This is a genomic window from Lacisediminihabitans sp. (assembly GCF_036569425.1).
Classification (GTDB): Bacteria; Actinomycetota; Actinomycetes; order Actinomycetales; family Microbacteriaceae; genus Lacisediminihabitans.
Map to the genome: position 1 here is coordinate 1 of NZ_DATCQQ010000032.1, position 16,178 is coordinate 16,178.

The following is a 16,178-nucleotide window of genomic DNA, read 5'->3' on the forward strand; positions in this document are numbered from 1 at the left end:
TTCCGAAATCCATGCAAAGCTCCCGCCCCGCCGGCGTGTTGCGCTCCTCAGCCGGCGCGTCGCCGAAGAATGCATGGATTTCGGAAGGGGGGCAGGGGAGACCGAGGCGGCGAAACGGAGGGGGAGGGAACGTGAGCGAAACCCAAACCGGGGGCTCGCTGTGACTCTGCATGGCGTTCTCTGAGCCTTCTCACAGAGAGCGCCAATACGGGGCACGGCATCGGATTGCCCTTTCATAATGGTGATCGGCTCGCCAGCGGGGCGAGGAAAGAGGCTCGATTCTTGATGAACGCCCTGTGGAACCTTCGGCTCGAGACCGGGCCGCTCCCGACCGTCGTCTACTGCCTGAGTGTTGCCGCGTTCATCGCCCTCGCCACCAAGCGCCCGCTTCGGCGCTGGCTGCCGGTGCAGCTCGCCGGTGGCGTGGTCGGCGTGGGCGTCGGCTACCTGCTCGCGTGGCTCATCAGCGATGTCTGGAACACCTTCGGTCTCTCGCTGACCCCGCTGACGCGGCTCTGGTTCGGCCTGGGGATCGGTGGGATCGGATTCGCGCTCGCCGGGATCTGGCGGTCGCGCCCGTGGCGGGTGGCCCTGGCCGCGAGTTCCGTGCTTCTCTTCGCCGTCATGGGCGGCGTCGGCGTGAACGTCGACGCCGCCGAGTTCCCGACCCTCGGCTCCGCCCTCGGCGTCGGCCACGTCTCCCCGCTCGCCATTCCGACGCCCTCGCAGGCACCGCCGTCGCAAGCACCGACCTCGCAAGCACTGCCACCGGCGCTGCAGTCGACGGCTTCTCTCGCCCAGACCTGGCGACCACCGGCCGATCTGCCGGCGGCCGGCACCGTCGGAACCGTCACGATCCCCGCCACCGCCTCCCACTTCGTCGCCCGTTCGGCGATCGTCTACCTGCCGCCGGCCGCGCTCGTGAAGAACGCGCCGCGGCTGCCGGTGCTCGAGATGCTGTCCGGGCAGCCGGGCGCTCCCGCCAGCCTGCTGACCTCCGGCAATCTCGCGAACATCCTCAATGCGTACGCGCACGATCACCGCGGCCTCGCGCCGATCGTCGTCATCCCCGACCAGCTCGGCGCACCGCAGCTCAACCCGATGTGCCTCGACTCGCCTCTCGGCAACGTGGAGACGTATCTCGCCGTCGACGTGCCGGACTGGATCAACTCCCACCTGCACGTTCTGCAGGACCGCAGGGACTGGGCGATCGGCGGCTTCTCCGAGGGGGGCACCTGCTCGATCCAGCTCGGCGCCAAGTTCCGGGGCCTCTACGGCAGCATCTTCGACGTCTCCGGGCAGCTGGCGCCCGTGCGCGGCACCGTGGCCGCGACCATCGCGAGCGCGTTCGGCGGCTCGGCCCCCGCCTACCACGCGGCCAGCCCGCTCGCGCTCATGGCGGCGGGCGCCCCGTACGCCGACACGCTCGGGATCTTCGCCGTCGGCCAGAACGACACCCGCTATGGGGTGGCCGCGGCCACTGTCTCCCAGGCGGCGACCGCCGCGGGGATGACGGTGCACGTCATCCGGTCCCCAGGCACCGCGCACGACTGGCACACGGTGCAGTACGCCCTGCACGAGTCGCTGCCCATCCTCTACGCCCGCTGGGGCCTCTCGTGAGCCGCTGGCTGGCCGGCCGGCGGGTCAGTCTCTCGATCGCCGGCCTCATGCTCGTTCTCGCCTTCGCGACCGGTTCGCTCGTCCACGGGCCGCGTCCGCAGCTCCGCGTGATCGTGGGCACGGGGTTGGAGCCCTTCAACGACACACACAATTTCTTCTCCCCGATCACCTCGGTGCTCTTCGCCTCCGGCATCCTCGAGCTGCTGGCGTCGATCGCGGCCATCGTCGTGCTTGTCGGTGCCGCCGAACGGCTGATGGGCTGGTGGCGCACCCTGCTCGCGTTCCTGGTCACGCCGATCATCGGCGCCGGGGTCGGGATGCTGCTGCAGGCGGCCGGGCTCATGGCGAGGGAATCCTGGGCGGTCGGCATCCAGGAGACGATCGTGCTCGACCCGTTCACGGCGATCTCGGGGACCGTGCTCACCGCGAGCGCCTTCGCCGGCCCGCTGTGGCGCCGCCGGGTGCGCGTGCTCGGCTTCACCGCGCTCACCGTCGTATTCCTCTACTCCGGCCAGCCCTCCGACCTCTTCCGGCTGATCGCCGCGGTCGGCGGCCTCATCCTCGGACTCGTGCTGTCCCGCTCCCGCCCCGGCCTGCGCTGGGTGCGCAGTTCACACCACGAGGCGAGGAGCCTGCTCTCGGCGGCCCTCATGATCACCGCGATCGGCCCGTTCGTGAGCATCTTCACGCCGGCGCGCTACGGCCCGCTGCACCCGCTCGGCCTGCTCTTCCGGAACGACCTTCCCCACCTGCAGACCGTCACCCACCACTGCATCGGCCACATGACGAGCGTCGGGTGCGCCTTCGACGTGGCACTAGCCAGGCTGAACGGGCCGGGCCCGGTGATTCTCGCGCCCCTGCCCCTCATCGTGCTGATCGTCGCCGCGATCGGGATGCTGCGTGGTCGACGAAGCGCCGCCTGGGTCGCAATCGCCGTCAACCTGTGGCTCGCCCTCCTCGCTGCCTTCTACTACGGATTCCTGCCGGCGATCGGCCAGGACGAGAGAGTCTCGCAAAACGCGAACGGCATCGAGGCGGTCGTACGGCTGTCCGTCTCGGTGCTCGTCCCGCTCGTGATCGCCGTGCTCATCGCGGCGAATCTGCGGCACGTCACCGTGCGATCGCCCCGGCGGGTGGTGGTTCGCTTCATCGCGACGGTCGTCGGCACCTTCGTCGCGCTGTCGGTGCTCTACGTCGGCATCGGCTGGCTCGACCGCGCCCAGTTCCGGCCGGTGGTCGACATCTGGCAGCTCCTCTACGATCTGCCCGACCGGTTCGTGCCCATCGGCTTCCTGCGGCTCGAGGACCTGCAGTTCCTTCCCATCGGCGGCCTGAGCAGACTGATCTATGAATGGGTCGGTCCCGTCTTCTGGATCGTGCTTCTGCTCGCCGCGATCCCGCTGTTTTTCTCCGACCGCAATGCCACGAGTTTCGTCGAGCGCGACCGGGTGCGCGCGTTGCTCAAGCAGCACGGCGAGTCCCTCGGCCACATGGCGACCTGGAACGGCAACAGCTACTGGTTCACCGAGGATGGTCGGGTCGCGATCGCGTACCGGGTGAACTCCGGCGTCGCCATCACCACCGCTGACCCCATCGGCGACCCCGAGCTCGTGGACGACGCGATCCACCGGTTCGCCACGTTCTGCGACGACAACGGCTGGACGCCGGCGTTCTACAGCGTTCAGCAGAAGCACCAGGAGCTCTTCGATGGCATGGGCTGGTCGACCATGGTGGTCGGAGAGGAGACCGTCGTGTTCCCGGAGACCTGGTCGATGCTGGGCAAGAGCTGGCAGGACGTGCGCAGTTCGATCAACCGGGCGAGCCGCAACGGTGTGCGCGCGGAGTGGACGAGCTTTCAGAACCTCTCACTCGCCCACACCGCCCAGATCGAGAGCATCTCCGAGTCGTGGGTGGCCGAGAAGAACCTCCCGGAGCTCGGCTTCACCCTCGGCGGCCTCGACGAGTTGAGCGACCACGAGGTGGGCCTGTTCCTCGCGATCGGCGAGGACGAGGTGGTGCAGGCCGTGACGAGCTGGATGCCGACCTACCGGGACGGCGAGATCATCGGCTGGACCCTCGACTTCATGCGTCGCCGGCCGGACAGCATGAACGGCGTGATGGAGTTCCTCATCGCCTCCGCCGCGCTGCACATGCAGCAGCTCGGCATCGAGTTCATGAGCCTCTCGGCGGCGCCGCTCGCCCGCACGGCGACGCCGGAGGCGGAGACCGACCGCATCCAGCGCCTGCTCGGCTGGCTCGCGCGCACGCTCGAGCCGGCATACGGCTTCCAGTCGCTGCTCACCTTTAAGCAGAAGTTCCAGCCGGAGTTCCGGCCCCTGCTCATGGCCTATCCAGACCCGCTCGCGCTCCCGGCGATCGGCGCGGCGCTCGCTCGGGCCTACATCCCGTCGCTCTCGGTGCCACAGATGGTGCGCTTCATGCGCAGCATCCTTTGACCGGACCCCGAATGCACCGCCGCGGAGTGGTATTCTGAGTGAGTGTTGTTCGGTCTGCTCCTCCTTAGCTGCCGCGACGAGTCCTAACCCAGGCCTCACTCGTCGCGGAGACTGGTGCTGCAACGGCGCCGTTGGCTGACCACTTCAGACCAAGAGACAAGAGTTGAGACCATGAAGAACACACAAGCCCCCTCGGGTATGCCGATCCACAAGTACCGTCCGTATCACGAGATGTTGACCGTGGACCTGCCGGACCGCACGTGGCCGGCCAAGCGCATCACTCAGGCCCCCCGCTGGTGCGCCGTCGACCTGCGCGACGGCAACCAGGCCCTCATCGACCCGATGAGTCCAGAACGCAAGCGCATCATGTTCGACCTGCTGGTGCGGATGGGCTACAAGGAGATCGAGGTCGGCTTCCCCTCGGCGAGCCAGACCGACTTCGATTTCGTGCGCAGCCTCATCGAGCAGGACCTGATCCCGGATGGCGTCACCATCCAGGTGCTGACCCAGGCCCGCGAGGCGCTGATCAACCGCACCTACGAGTCGATCAGGGGCGCGAAGCGTGCCATCGTGCACCTCTACAACTCCACCAGCGTGCTGCAGCGCGACGTCGTCTTCCGCACGGACAAGCAGGGCATCATCGACATTGCGCTCGAGGGTGCCCGCCTCTGCAAGGCCGCCGAGGCGACGGTGCCGGGCACTGAGATCTACTACGAGTACTCCCCGGAGAGCTACACCGGCACGGAGCTCGAGTTCGCGCTCGAGGTGTGCAACCGGGTGATCGAGGTGCTCAAGCCGACGCCGGAGCGCCAGGTGATCATCAACCTGCCGGCGACCGTCGAGATGGCGACGCCGAACGTGTACGCGGACTCGATCGAGTGGATGTCGCGTCGCCTCAACCACCGCGAGAACATCATCCTGAGCCTGCACCCGCACAACGACCGGGGCACGGCGGTCGCCGCCGCGGAACTCGGCTACCTGGCCGGCGCCGATCGCATCGAGGGCTGTCTGTTCGGCAATGGCGAGCGCACCGGCAACGTCGACCTCGTTGCGCTCGGCATCAACCTGTTCACCCAGGGCATCGACCCGCAGATCGACTTCAGCGACCTCGACGAGGTGAAGCGCACCGCCGAGTACTGCAACCAGCTGCCCGTGCACGAGCGCAGCCCGTGGGCCGGCGACCTGGTCTACACGGCGTTCAGCGGCTCGCACCAGGACGCGATCAAGAAGGGCTTCGAGGCCATGGCCGCCGAGGCCGCCGAGAAGGGCGTCTCGGTGGACGACCTCGCCTGGGCGGTGCCGTACCTGCCGATCGACCCGAAAGACCTGGGCCGCAGCTACGAGGCCGTCATCCGGGTCAATTCCCAGTCCGGCAAGGGCGGGGTGGCCTACCTGCTCAAGAACGACCACGCCCTCGACCTGCCGCGCAAGCTGCAGATCGAGTTCTCCGGTGTCGTGCAGGCGAAGACGGATGCCGAGGGCGGCGAGGTGACGAGCGCCCAGATCTGGGAGATCTTCACCGACGAGTACCTTCCGGCCGCCGCCGACGACGACAAGTGGGGCCGCTTCGAACTCGCCCAGACGCGCACGTCGAGCGACATGTCCGGCGTCGTCTCGCTGCACACGAGGCTGCGGGTGGGCGAGGACACGATCGACGCCGACGCGACCGGCAACGGCCCGGTTGCCGCGTTCCTCAAAGTGCTCGAGTCGCAGGGCATCGTCGTGAAGGTCTACGACTATGTGGAGCACGCCCTCAGTTCGGGCGGAGACGCGCAGGCGGCCGCCTACGTCGAGTGCGCGGTGGGGGACAAGCGGCTGTGGGGCGTGGGCATCGACGCCGACATCTCCACGGCATCCCTCAAGGCGGTCGTCTCGGCCGTGAACCGTGCGGTGCGCGAGGAATCCGGCAACCTGGCCCTCGCGACCGTCTAGAGGCAGCGACGCCCGCGGGGCGACCGGCAGACGACGTCATCGAGCCGGCCGCCCCGCGACCCGCCGACTTGGAGCGCGTGCCCGTGTCGGGAGCGCACGCGCCCGAATGATGGTGCTCACGGCTGGCGGCTTCGTCAGCGCCCGGAAGCGGGTTGTCAGCGGAGCCATGAGAGGCTCGGTCACGTGAGTATCGAAACATCCGGACCCGTCTCGTCGACCCCGGCCTGGTGGACCGACGCTGTCGTCTACCAGATCTACCCGCGCAGCTTCGCGGACTCGAACGGGGACGGCATCGGCGATCTCGCCGGAATCCGGTCCAGGCTCGACCACCTGCAGCAGCTCGGAGTCGACGTGGTGTGGCTCTCGCCCATCTATCGCTCACCCCAGGCGGACAACGGCTACGACATCAGCGACTACCGGGACATCGACCCGATCTTCGGCACCCTCGCCGAGTTCGACGCCCTCCTGTGCGAGATGCATGAGCGCGGGATGAAGCTCGTGATGGACCTCGTGGTCAACCACACGAGCGACGAGCACGCCTGGTTCGCGGAGTCGCGCAGCTCGCTGGACAGCCCGAAGCGCGACTGGTACGTGTGGCGGGACGGGCACGACGGGCGCGAGCCCAACCTCTGGCGCAGCGCGTTCGGCGGCGCGGGCTGGGACCTCGACGAAACCACCGGCCAGTACTACCTGCACCTGTTCGCGAAGAAGCAGCCGGACCTCAACTGGGAGAACCCAGAGGTGCGGGCGGCCGTCTACGAGATGATGAACTGGTGGCTCGACCGCGGCGTCGACGGGTTCCGCATGGACGTGATCAACTACATCGCCAAGGTGCAGGCCGACCTCGTCGGCGACAGCACTCAGGCGTCGATGGGCGGCCAGATCCACGACTACCTGCAGGAGATGAACCGCGCGGTGTTCGCCGGGCGTGACACCGACCTGATCACGGTCGGCGAGATGCCGGGCGTGACGGTGGATGACGCCGTGCTGTTCACCGGCGTCGATCGACTCGAGCTCGACATGGTCTTCCAGTTCGAGCACGTGGGTCTCGACCACGGACCCGACTCCAAGTTCGACAATGTTCCGGTCTCGCTCGTCGACCTCAAGCGGTCACTCGGGCGCTGGCAGGATGGCCTCGCCGAATCCGGCTGGAACAGCCTGTACCTGGGCAACCACGACCAGCCTCGGTCGGTGTCCCGGTTCGGGGACGACGGGCGGTACCGGTTCGAGTCGGCGACCATGCTCGCGACCGTGCTGCACCTGCACCGCGGCACCCCGTACGTCTATCAGGGCGACGAGATCGGCATGACCAACGCCGGCTTCACCTCGATCGACCAGTACCAGGACATCGAGTCCGTCAACTACTTCGCCGAGGCCACGGCGGCTGGGGCCTCGCCGGCCGAGGTTCTCGAGTCCCTGCGGTACCGCAGCCGGGACAACGCGCGCACCCCTGTGCAGTGGGACGCCACCGACCAGGCCGGCTTCACGACCGGCACGCCGTGGCTCGAGGTGAATCCCAACCGCGTCACGGTCAACGCCGCGTCCGACCGCGCGGCCGGGCCACGCTCGGTGTTCGAGCACTACCGCCGCCTCATCGCGCTGCGGCACGAGTCGGCGGTGGTGGCCCTCGGCGAGTTCGCCATGCTCGAGCCCGAGCATCCGACGCTCTATGCCTTCACGCGTACCCTCGGCGACGAGACGCTCCTCGTGGTGGGCAACTTCTCGGGCGAGGCCTTCGAGGTTCCGCTGCTCGAATCGGCGCGGGCGCTCGCCGGGACCCTCGTGATCGGCAACTACGAGGCAGGCGACCGCGGAGCCAACGCCATGACGGCCGGATCGTGCACGCTGCGCCCCTGGGAGGCGCGCGTCATCAGACTGGCATGAGACGAACCGGATACGATCGCTCGGGGGCCGTGACGGCCCGGGCGGGCGAACGGCCGGCCGGCACATCGATCGAAGCACCTGGAGCTGACGTGAAGACCATCGGAATCATCTTCGGCGGGGCGAACAGCGAGCACGAGGTGTCGTGCGCGTCGGCCATGCACGTGCTCGCGAATCTCGACGCCGACCTCTTCGTGGGCGTTCCGTTCGGCATCGACCGTCGCGGCGGCTGGCATCGGCTGGCGTCCGTGGACGACCTCGAGGGCGCGGGGGAGGGCACGCGTTTCCCCGACCTCGACGGCATCGATGTCGTGTTTCCCGTGCTGCACGGGCGATTCGGCGAGGACGGCACCGTGCAGGGGATGCTCGAGCTCGCCGGCGTGCCGTACGTCGGTTGCGGGGTGCTCGCGAGCGCGCTCGCGATGGACAAGAAGCTCGCGCAACGGCTGCTCGAGGCGAGCGGCGTCCCGACGATTCCCACCCACTCGGTGACCGCGGCGACCGCCGGCGAGGCGACCGCGCTCGCCGCCGACCTCGGCTATCCGCTCTTCGTCAAGCCCAACCGGTCAGGATCGAGCGTGGGGGTGAGCCAGGTGCAGTCGCCGGCCGAACTCGACGCCGCGATCGCCCTCGCCCTCGAGCACGACACGACGGCGCTCATCCAGAAGGCGGTCGAGGGCGACGAGGTCGACCTCGGAGTGCTCCAGCTGGTGAACGGCGACCTCACCATCGGCGCCCCCTTGCGCGTCGTGAAGAAGGGGCACTCCGCGTTCTTCGACTACGCCTCCAAGTACACCGAGGGCGCCGTCGAACTGGAGGTGCCGGCGCGCATCCCGGAGGAGATCACCGAGCGGCTCGTCGCCCTCGCGCGGCTCGCCTTCACGACGCTGTCCTGCGACGGTCTCGCACGGGTGGACTTCTTCGTCGGACGGGACGGCACTCTCACGCTCAACGAGGTGAACACCCTTCCCGGGTTGACGGCGCTCAGCCACTACCCGCGGATGTGGCCGCCGGTGGGGATCAGCTACACCGAGCTGTTGACGAAGCTCATCGACCGGGCTGGCGTGGCCGCCTGAAACCCGCGATCCGGGGAATCCGTTCGATCCGGCGCTGCTCGGGCAGGCTCCAGCGGAAGAGCACAGCGAGCACGCGCACGCCGAAGGTCACGGCGACGCAGATCGTGGCGGCGATGAACACCGGCACACCGATCGCGAGCAGCGTGACGAGCGTGCTCGCCCCCGCGACGGCGGCAACCGCGTAGAGGGAGCCGACGTGCATGAGCGCGATCGGCAGGGTGAGCAGCATGTCGCGCAGGATCGAGCCGCCGACGGCCGCGACGACGCCGACGAAGACCGAGGGGATGGCCGGCAGTCCGAGGGACAGCGCCTTGGTGGTGCCGATCGCGCAATAGAGCCCGATCGTGAGGGCGTCGAGCACGGTGATCACGGTGCCGAGCCGGGAGAACAGGCGCTCGAGCAGCATTCCGAGCAGCGCCGCGCCGATCGCGACGATCAGGTACCAGTTCTGCTGCAGTGCCACGGGAACCTCGTTGAGCAGGAGGTCGCGGATGAGCCCGCCGCCGAAGCCCGCCGCGATGCCGATGATCGCGACACCGAGCAGGTCGAGTCGACGGTCACGGAACTGCGCGGCGAACATCGCGCCCTGCAGGCCGCCGATGCCGATCGCGAGCAGGTCGGCCCACAGTGGTATCGCAAAAGTCGCTTCGGTCACACGCCCATTCTGCCGCCCAGGGGGCGGCATCCGTCCGAAGCCCGGCGGCCGGGGGGATACTGGAGGCATGCCCCTCTACCGTGACGAAGCCGTCGTGCTGCGCACCCACAAGCTGGGTGAAGCGGACCGCATCGTCACGATGCTCACCAGGCAGCACGGCAAGGTTCGCGCCGTGGCCAAGGGAGTGCGGCGCACCGCCTCCAAGTTCGGCGCACGGCTCGAACCGTTCATGGTCGCGGACGTGCAGCTCTACGAGGGGCGCAGCCTCGACATCATCACCCAGGCCGAGTCCGTCGGCTCCTACGGGGCGGACATCACCACCGACTACGGCAGCTACACCGCCGCCAGTGCGATGGTCGAGGCCGCAGACAAGCTCACCGAGGGCGAGGCGAGCCTGCAGCAATACCTGCTGCTCGTGGGGGCGCTGCGTTCGCTCGCCCGCCGGGAGCATGGCGCGAGCCTCACCCTCGACTCCTACCTGCTGCGTGCGCTGTCGATTGCCGGCTGGTCGCCGAGCTTCAACGACTGCTCAGTGACCGGCGCCCCCGGACCGCACTCGGCGTTCGTCGTACAGTTGGGCGGGGTGGTGGCGGATGCCGTGGCGCCGCCCGGTGCGCCGCGGCTCGACTCGAACACCCTCCTGCTGCTGTCCTCGCTCCTCACCGGTGACTGGGCTGCGGCGGATGCCGCAGACGATCGCACGCGTTCCCAGGCGAGCGGTGTCGTGGCCGCCTATACGCAGTTCCACCTCGACCGCGGCCTGCGTTCGCTCGAACACGTCGATCGGCGGACCACCGCGTGAGCGTGCGGAAGACCCACCGGGACGCCGTCGACTTCAAGCCGATCGACTGGACCGGGCTGTACCCGCCCGAGCTGCCGAAGGCCGCCGTGCCCGAGCACGTCGCCATCGTGATGGACGGCAACGGCCGGTGGGCCAACGGCAAGGGACTCACTCGAGTGGAGGGCCACAAGGCCGGCGAGGCGTCCCTTCTCGATGTCGTGGCCGGCGCCATCCAGATCGGGGTCAAGCACCTCAGCGTGTACGCGTTCTCCACCGAGAACTGGAAGCGTTCGCCCGACGAGGTGCGGTTTCTCATGGGATTCAACCGGGACGTGCTGCACCGCCGCCGCGACCAGCTCAACGACTGGGGCGTGCGCGTGCGCTGGGCCGGCCGCCGGCCCAGGCTCTGGGCGTCGGTGATCAATGAGCTGCAGTTCGCCGAACGGCTCACGGCAGGCAACTCGGTGCTCACCCTCACGATGTGCGTCAACTACGGCGGACGCAACGAGATCACGGATGCCGTGCGCGCCCTCGCCGAAGAGGTCGCCGCCGGCCGCCTCAAGCCGTCCGGCATCACGGAGAGGGCCATCCAGCGCCACCTCTACGCGCCGGAGCTGCCCGACGTCGACCTCTTCGTGCGCAGCTCGGGCGAGCAGCGCACCAGCAACTTCATGCTCTGGCAGAGCGCGTACGCCGAGATGGTGTTCCTCGACACCCTGTGGCCCGACTTCACCCGCGTGCAGCTCTGGGAGGCCATTCAGCTCTACGCCCAGCGCACCCGGCGTTTCGGCGGCGCCATCGACGCCCCGTCGGCGTAGCGGAGACTCCCGCGCGGCGTCCGCGCCGATCCCGCGAGCATCCGCGCGCGGATTCCCCGCGCATTCCCCCCCCCGATTCCCCAAAACGCAGGAGATTCGACCCGAAACGGGTCATCTGGTGCCGATAACCACGTTTTCGGGACGCATCTCCTGTATTTTCGGGCAGCGGCAGCGGCAGCGGCAGCGGCAGCGGCAGCGGAGACGGATGCGACTTCGCGCCACGGCCGCGCCGGACGGCGGCATCCCAGCGTCAGGACGACGACAGCGGCCCGGCGAGCCAGGCCTCGACCTCGCTCTGGCTGCGCAACCGAACCAACTGCAGGTGCGGATGCGCGCTCGCCGCCTCCGGAACCGTGCGCCGGTAGGTCCGTTGGTGTTTGACCGCCCAGCGGATGATGCCCTCCGGGTCGGTGATGGCGTGCCACAGGCCCGGCTCGGTGTTACCGTTCCACAACACCTGCTTCGTGCGGCTACGGCGCACCGTGCGCAACACCACCCGCGACATCGCGACCCGCACGGGCAGGTCGAGCCAGACGAGAGTGTCCGCCCGTTCGAGCAGCAGCTCGCGCACCGGCCGGTACTGCCACTCGGTGACCCAGCACGGTGCGGCGGAGTATGCGCGCACCTCGTCCACGAATTCGGCCCGCGGGGTCCAGCCTGGCCCGTGGTAGAGCGAGTCGATCTCGGTGTACGGATGCCCGGTAGCCTCGGCGACGCGGAGGGCCAGGGTTGACTTGCCGACTCCGCTCACCCCGGCGATCAGGATCCGGCGCTGCGGGGCGGGGAGGGCGTCGACGGAACCGGGCACGCCCCCAGTCTGCCCGTCACGCTCCCAAAACGCAGGAGATCTGGACCGATCCGGGTCACTTGGTGCCGATTACGAAGTATTCGTGACGCATCTCCTGCATTTTCGGGTGGCGGGGAGCGGTGGCGGGGAGCGGCGGCGGGCACGGCGGCGGGAGCAGAGGCGGAGCGCGGAAGGGGTTTTCGCTAGTGTGGCCTCATGGCTGACCGCACCCCCATCCGCACCGGCATCATCGGCTACGGCCTCTCCGGCCGCGTCTTCCACTCGCCGTTCATCTCGACGAACCCGCGCTTCTCGCTCGAGGTAATTTCCACCAGCCATGCCGGGCGGCAGACGGTGGCGAAGGCGCAGCACCCGAATGCCGAGATCGTGGGGAGCCCGGACGAACTGTTCGAGCGCAAGCTCGACCTCGTCGTGCTCGCCTCGCCGGCCCACGTGCATCTCGAGCAGGGCCTCGCAGCCATCGCGTCTGGCGCAGCGCTCGTGATCGACAAGCCGTTCGCGGCCACCACGGCGGAGGCGGAGACACTGATCGTCGCGGCCGAGGAGGCGGGTGTGCCTCTCTCGGTGTTCCAGAATCGCCGCTGGGACGGGGACTTCCTCACCGTGCGCCGGCTTCTCGCCGAGGGGGCGCTCGGGAGCGTGCACCGGTTCGAGTCGACGTTCGAGCGCTGGTCGCCGGGCCTCCGTGACCGCTGGCAGGACACGACGACGAGCGCGCAGGGCGCCGGCATCACCTACGACCTCGGCAGCCACCTCATCGACCAGGCGCTGCAGCTCTTCGGGCCGGCGTCGGTCGCTCACGCCGAACTCGCCGTGCTGCGCACGGGCGGGGTCAGCGACGACGAGGCCTTCATCTCGCTGCTGCACGAAAGCGGAGTGCGATCGCACCTCACGCTCAGCCGGTTCGCGGCGCAGAACGCGCCGCGCTTCCGCGTGCTGGGCTCCGCATCCGCCTATTCCGTCTACGGTCTCGACGGCCAGGAACCCGCCCTGGGGGCAGGCGTACTGCCCACGGATGATGGCTTCGGGGTAGAACCGCCCGAAAAGTGGGGCCAGGTCGGCATCGCCGGCTCGAGCGACACTCCTCTCGTGCCGGTGCCGACCGAACGCGGGGACTACGCCGCGTTCTACGCGGGCATCGCCGCCGCGATTCGCGAGGGGGAGCCCGTTCCCGTGATCCCGCGCGAGGCCCTCGAAACGCTCCGGATCATCGAGCGCGTGCACGAGTTCGCCGGCGTCTGACGACCGGGCGGGCGAACCTCGAGTCTGGTCAGGCGGCGGTGAGCCCCCAGTCGTGCCCGTCGAGCGTGTTCAGCAGCGCGATAGTGGCGGCGAGGCTCGGCACCCGGCGCGCCCCGTCGCTCGCGATCAGGTGGATGCTGCGGTCGCTCGGCGGCGTGTGCGGCCGGATGACCGCACCGGCCGGCAGCGTCGCCGTCGCGAGGGCGAGCCGGGGGAGGATGGCCACCCCGATGTCGCTCGCCACGAGGTTGAGCACGGCGCTCGCGTTGTCGGTCTCGAATGCGATCAGGGGGTCGAAGCCGGAGAGTTCGCAGACCGCGAGGAGGTGGCCGCGACAGCGCGGGCATCCGGCGATCCAGCGTTCCCCGGCCAGGCCCGCCACGTCCACGATCTCGTCGCCGGCGAGGGGATGCCCGGCCGGCAGCACGACCACCATCTCCTCGGTGAAGAGCGTCTCGATGCTCAGGCCGCTTGCGCTGTCCCGGTGCGGGTCGGTGCGGTCGCCCGGGTAGCTGAAGGTGACGGCGAGGTCGATACTCCCCTCGCGCATGAGGGAGACCGCCTCCGGCGGCTGCGCCTCGATGTAGCTGAGCTGGATGCCGGGGTGCAGGCTCGCCATCGCCCCGAGCAGCCGTGGCACGATCGTGGATGATGCGGTGGGGAACGCCGCCAGGCGCACCGTCCCCGAGCGCAGGCCGGCGAGGTCGGCGAGGTCGCCGGAGGCCGCGTCGAGGGCCGAGGTGATGGTGATGGCGTGCCTGGCGAGAACCTGTCCGGCCTCGGTCAGCCGCACCGATCGCCCGACGCGGGTCACGAGCGGCAGGCCGAGCCGGGCCTCGGTGCGCTGGAGGTGCTGGCTCACGGCGGGCTGGCTGTAGCCGAGCGATCGCGCGGCGCCGGTGATCGTGCCGGATTCGGCGATCGCGCGCACGATGCGGATCGATTGCAGGTCCAGTTGCGGGTCGATCTCCAGAGTCATAGTTGAATGTTATTGGTTCCATCCGAAGTATGCCCTTGTCGCATGATTGAGGGGCGAGCATCATGGAGACATGACGAGTGCAACGACGGCCACAAGCCGCACAACTTCCCGCCCCCTCTCGGCGGCCCTACAGCGGGCCATCGAGAGCTTCGCGGCCCCGCGCGGATTCCTCGCGGTAGCCTCGATCGGCCTCCCCACGAGCGAGACCGTCGCCGCCCAGAAGGCCGACCTCGATCTCTGGTCGGCGGCGAAGCGCGATCCGATGGACTACGACGCCGTGATCGAGCGCACGCGGGGCTACTACGCGTCGCTCGTCGGCGTTTCGCCCGACCGCGTCGCGACCGGCTCGCAGACCTCCGTCATGACGAGTCTCGTCGCTGCGGCGGTTCCGGATGGCGCGGAGGTGCTCTGCGTCGACGGCGACTTCTCCTCGATCGTGTTCCCCTTCCTCGAGCGGATGGCCATTCGCGTGCGCAACGTGCCGCTCGCCGAGCTCGCCGAATCCATCACGGACGACACCTGGCTCGTCGTGTTCTCGCACGTGCAGTCGGCGACCGGCCAGGTCGCGGATGTCGCCGCGATCCTCGAGGCGGCCGAGGCCCACGACACGTACACCTTCTGTGACACGACCCAGTCTGCCGGGGTGCACCCGGTGGACGCGTCGCTCTTCGACGCGACGGTGTGCCACAGCTACAAGTGGCTGTGCTCGCCCCGCGGGGTCGCCTTCCTCACGCTGAGCGAACGGTTCGACGCCCGGCTCACGCCGCTTCAGGCCGGCTGGTACGCCGGCGACGACGTCTGGAAGTCCTGTTACGGACCGCAGATGCACCTCGCCGCGAACGCGCGGCGTTTCGACGTGTCCCCGGCCTGGCCGGCGTGGGTGGGGGCCGAGCCGGCCATCCGCATGTTCTCGCAGCTCGACATTGAGGAGGTGTGGGCGTTCACGTCCGGTCTCGGCGACGCGCTTTGCGACGGCCTCGGCATCCCGCAGCAGCATCAGGCGATCGTCACCTGGGCCGACCCAGAGGGCACCGACCTGCGCAAGCTCATCGGCGCGGGGATCAAGGCCTCTGGACGAGCGGGTCGCCTGCGCGCCTCGTTCCACCTGTGGAACGACGAGAGCGACGTCGCGGCCGTTCTGGCGGCGCTTCGCTAGTCGATTTCCCCGCGTGACCGGCCCATTTGGCCGGTCCGTTCTTGCGCGCTAGAATGCCTTATGGTCACTTTGACCTTTACTCCCGCGGAGGCATTCATGACGGCAACGGCACGGACGGTCCGTGCCGACTCCGCCCGTGCCGACTCCACCCGTGCCGACTCCACCCGTGCCGACTCGGCGAGCATCGCTCTCGCCGTCTCCACGGTGATCTTCGCCCTGCGCGCCGACGCCGACGCGACGGCCGCCTCGCTGCGGCTCCCGCTCGTGCGCCGCATCCGGGAACCGTTCAAGGGCCGTTGGGCGCTGCCGGGCGGCCCGATCGAGTCGGCCGAGAGCCTCTCGGCCGCCGCCGGCCGCAACCTCGTGGAGACGACGGGGCTCCGGCCCACCTACCTCGAACAGCTCTACGCGTTCGGGGACGTCGACCGTTCGCCGGGCGACCGCGTCGTGTCGATCGTCTACTGGGCCCTCGTGCGCAGCGAGGAGGCCGACCTCGCCGCCGAGGGTGACAATGTGCGCTGGTTTCCCGCCGACGACCTGCCGGACCTCGCCTTCGACCACAACACGATCGTCGACTACGCGCTCTGGCGCCTGCGCACCAAGATGGAGTACAGCCGCATCGCGCACGCCTTCCTCGGCGAGACGTTCACCCTCTCCGAGCTGCGCGAGGTGCACGAGGCAGTGCTGCGCAAGGCCATCGACCCGGCCAACTTCCGTCGGCAGGTGGAGGGCTCGAAGGCGATCATCGCCACCGACCAGCACCTCACCGGCGGG

The 16,178-nt window shown here is 69.1% G+C and carries 13 protein-coding genes; 10 read left to right on the forward strand and 3 right to left on the reverse strand.

The annotated features are described in order from the left end of the window. The first annotated feature begins 285 nt into the window (after nucleotides 1-285). The 5 genes from VIM54_RS06995 (at nucleotide 286) to VIM54_RS07015 (ending at nucleotide 8,965) form a co-directional block, all read left to right on the forward strand. Nucleotides 286-1,620, forward strand: a complete 1,335-nt coding sequence (locus VIM54_RS06995; protein ID WP_331900064.1) for an alpha/beta hydrolase — start codon at nucleotides 286-288, stop codon at nucleotides 1,618-1,620. Further along, nucleotides 1,617-4,076, forward strand: a complete 2,460-nt coding sequence (locus VIM54_RS07000; RefSeq protein ID WP_331900066.1) for a DUF2156 domain-containing protein — start codon at nucleotides 1,617-1,619, stop codon at nucleotides 4,074-4,076. The genes VIM54_RS06995 and VIM54_RS07000 overlap by 4 nt, the downstream gene beginning before the upstream one ends. A 171-nt stretch (nucleotides 4,077-4,247) precedes the next feature. Continuing rightward, nucleotides 4,248-6,008 (forward strand): 2-isopropylmalate synthase, encoded by a 1,761-nt coding sequence (leuA, locus tag VIM54_RS07005; protein WP_331900068.1) that lies wholly within the window; start codon nucleotides 4,248-4,250, stop codon nucleotides 6,006-6,008. Nucleotides 6,009-6,191: 183 nt separating this feature from the next. Then, complete coding sequence (locus VIM54_RS07010; protein WP_331900070.1) at nucleotides 6,192-7,892, forward strand: alpha-glucosidase; 1,701 nt, start codon at nucleotides 6,192-6,194, stop codon at nucleotides 7,890-7,892. A gap of 89 nt (nucleotides 7,893-7,981) precedes the next feature. Next, entirely contained in the window at nucleotides 7,982-8,965 is a 984-nt protein-coding gene (locus VIM54_RS07015) for a D-alanine--D-alanine ligase family protein (protein ID WP_331900072.1), read from the forward strand. Here the strand turns inward: VIM54_RS07015 and VIM54_RS07020 are convergent. Beyond that, nucleotides 8,937-9,620: a trimeric intracellular cation channel family protein gene (locus VIM54_RS07020; RefSeq protein WP_414673192.1), complete on the reverse strand. Its 684-nt coding sequence runs from the start codon at nucleotides 9,618-9,620 to the stop codon at nucleotides 8,937-8,939. The genes VIM54_RS07015 and VIM54_RS07020 overlap by 29 nt on opposite strands. 67 nt (nucleotides 9,621-9,687) lie before the next feature. Here VIM54_RS07020 and recO point away from each other — a divergent pair, with 67 nt between their 5' ends. Beyond that, nucleotides 9,688-10,422, forward strand: a complete 735-nt coding sequence (gene recO, locus VIM54_RS07025; protein ID WP_331900073.1) for a DNA repair protein RecO — start codon at nucleotides 9,688-9,690, stop codon at nucleotides 10,420-10,422. Beyond that, the gene (locus VIM54_RS07030) at nucleotides 10,419-11,219 is read left to right on the forward strand and encodes an isoprenyl transferase (RefSeq protein WP_331900075.1); all 801 of its coding nucleotides are present in this window, start codon (nucleotides 10,419-10,421) and stop codon (nucleotides 11,217-11,219) included. The genes recO and VIM54_RS07030 overlap by 4 nt, the downstream gene beginning before the upstream one ends. 250 nt (nucleotides 11,220-11,469) lie before the next feature. Here VIM54_RS07030 and VIM54_RS07035 read toward each other — a convergent pair whose 3' ends face one another. Next, complete coding sequence (locus tag VIM54_RS07035) at nucleotides 11,470-12,027, reverse strand: AAA family ATPase (protein ID WP_331900076.1); 558 nt, start codon at nucleotides 12,025-12,027, stop codon at nucleotides 11,470-11,472. A 195-nt stretch (nucleotides 12,028-12,222) separates the two neighbouring features. On the opposite strand from VIM54_RS07035, the gene VIM54_RS07040 reads away from it, so the two are divergent. Next, nucleotides 12,223-13,269: a Gfo/Idh/MocA family protein gene (locus tag VIM54_RS07040; protein WP_331900077.1), complete on the forward strand. Its 1,047-nt coding sequence runs from the start codon at nucleotides 12,223-12,225 to the stop codon at nucleotides 13,267-13,269. A gap of 28 nt (nucleotides 13,270-13,297) precedes the next feature. Here the strand turns inward: VIM54_RS07040 and VIM54_RS07045 are convergent, their stop codons facing one another. Then, entirely contained in the window at nucleotides 13,298-14,248 is a 951-nt protein-coding gene (locus tag VIM54_RS07045) for a LysR family transcriptional regulator (RefSeq protein ID WP_331900079.1), read from the reverse strand. A gap of 70 nt (nucleotides 14,249-14,318) precedes the next feature. Between VIM54_RS07045 and VIM54_RS07050 the strand changes: the two genes are divergently transcribed. Continuing rightward, nucleotides 14,319-15,404 (forward strand): aminotransferase class V-fold PLP-dependent enzyme, encoded by a 1,086-nt coding sequence (locus VIM54_RS07050; protein WP_331900080.1) that lies wholly within the window; start codon nucleotides 14,319-14,321, stop codon nucleotides 15,402-15,404. Nucleotides 15,405-15,500: 96 nt separating this feature from the next. Continuing rightward, nucleotides 15,501-16,178, forward strand: a 678-nt coding sequence (locus VIM54_RS07055) for an NUDIX hydrolase (RefSeq protein WP_414673193.1), incomplete at its 3' end; no start/stop codon positions are given.

Bases quoted from the DNA above. Each gene is read 5' to 3' on its own strand.
- VIM54_RS06995 (WP_331900064.1), top strand. From the start codon at position 286: ATGAACGCCCTGTGGAACCTTCGGCTCGAGACCGGGCCGCTCCCGACC.
- leuA (WP_331900068.1), top strand. From the start codon at position 4,248: ATGAAGAACACACAAGCCCCCTCGGGTATGCCGATCCACAAGTACCGT.
- recO (WP_331900073.1), top strand. From the start codon at position 9,688: ATGCCCCTCTACCGTGACGAAGCCGTCGTGCTGCGCACCCACAAGCTG.
- VIM54_RS07040 (WP_331900077.1), top strand. From the start codon at position 12,223: ATGGCTGACCGCACCCCCATCCGCACCGGCATCATCGGCTACGGCCTC.
- VIM54_RS07045 (WP_331900079.1), bottom strand. From the start codon at position 14,248: ATGACTCTGGAGATCGACCCGCAACTGGACCTGCAATCGATCCGCATC.
- VIM54_RS07050 (WP_331900080.1), top strand. From the start codon at position 14,319: ATGACGAGTGCAACGACGGCCACAAGCCGCACAACTTCCCGCCCCCTC.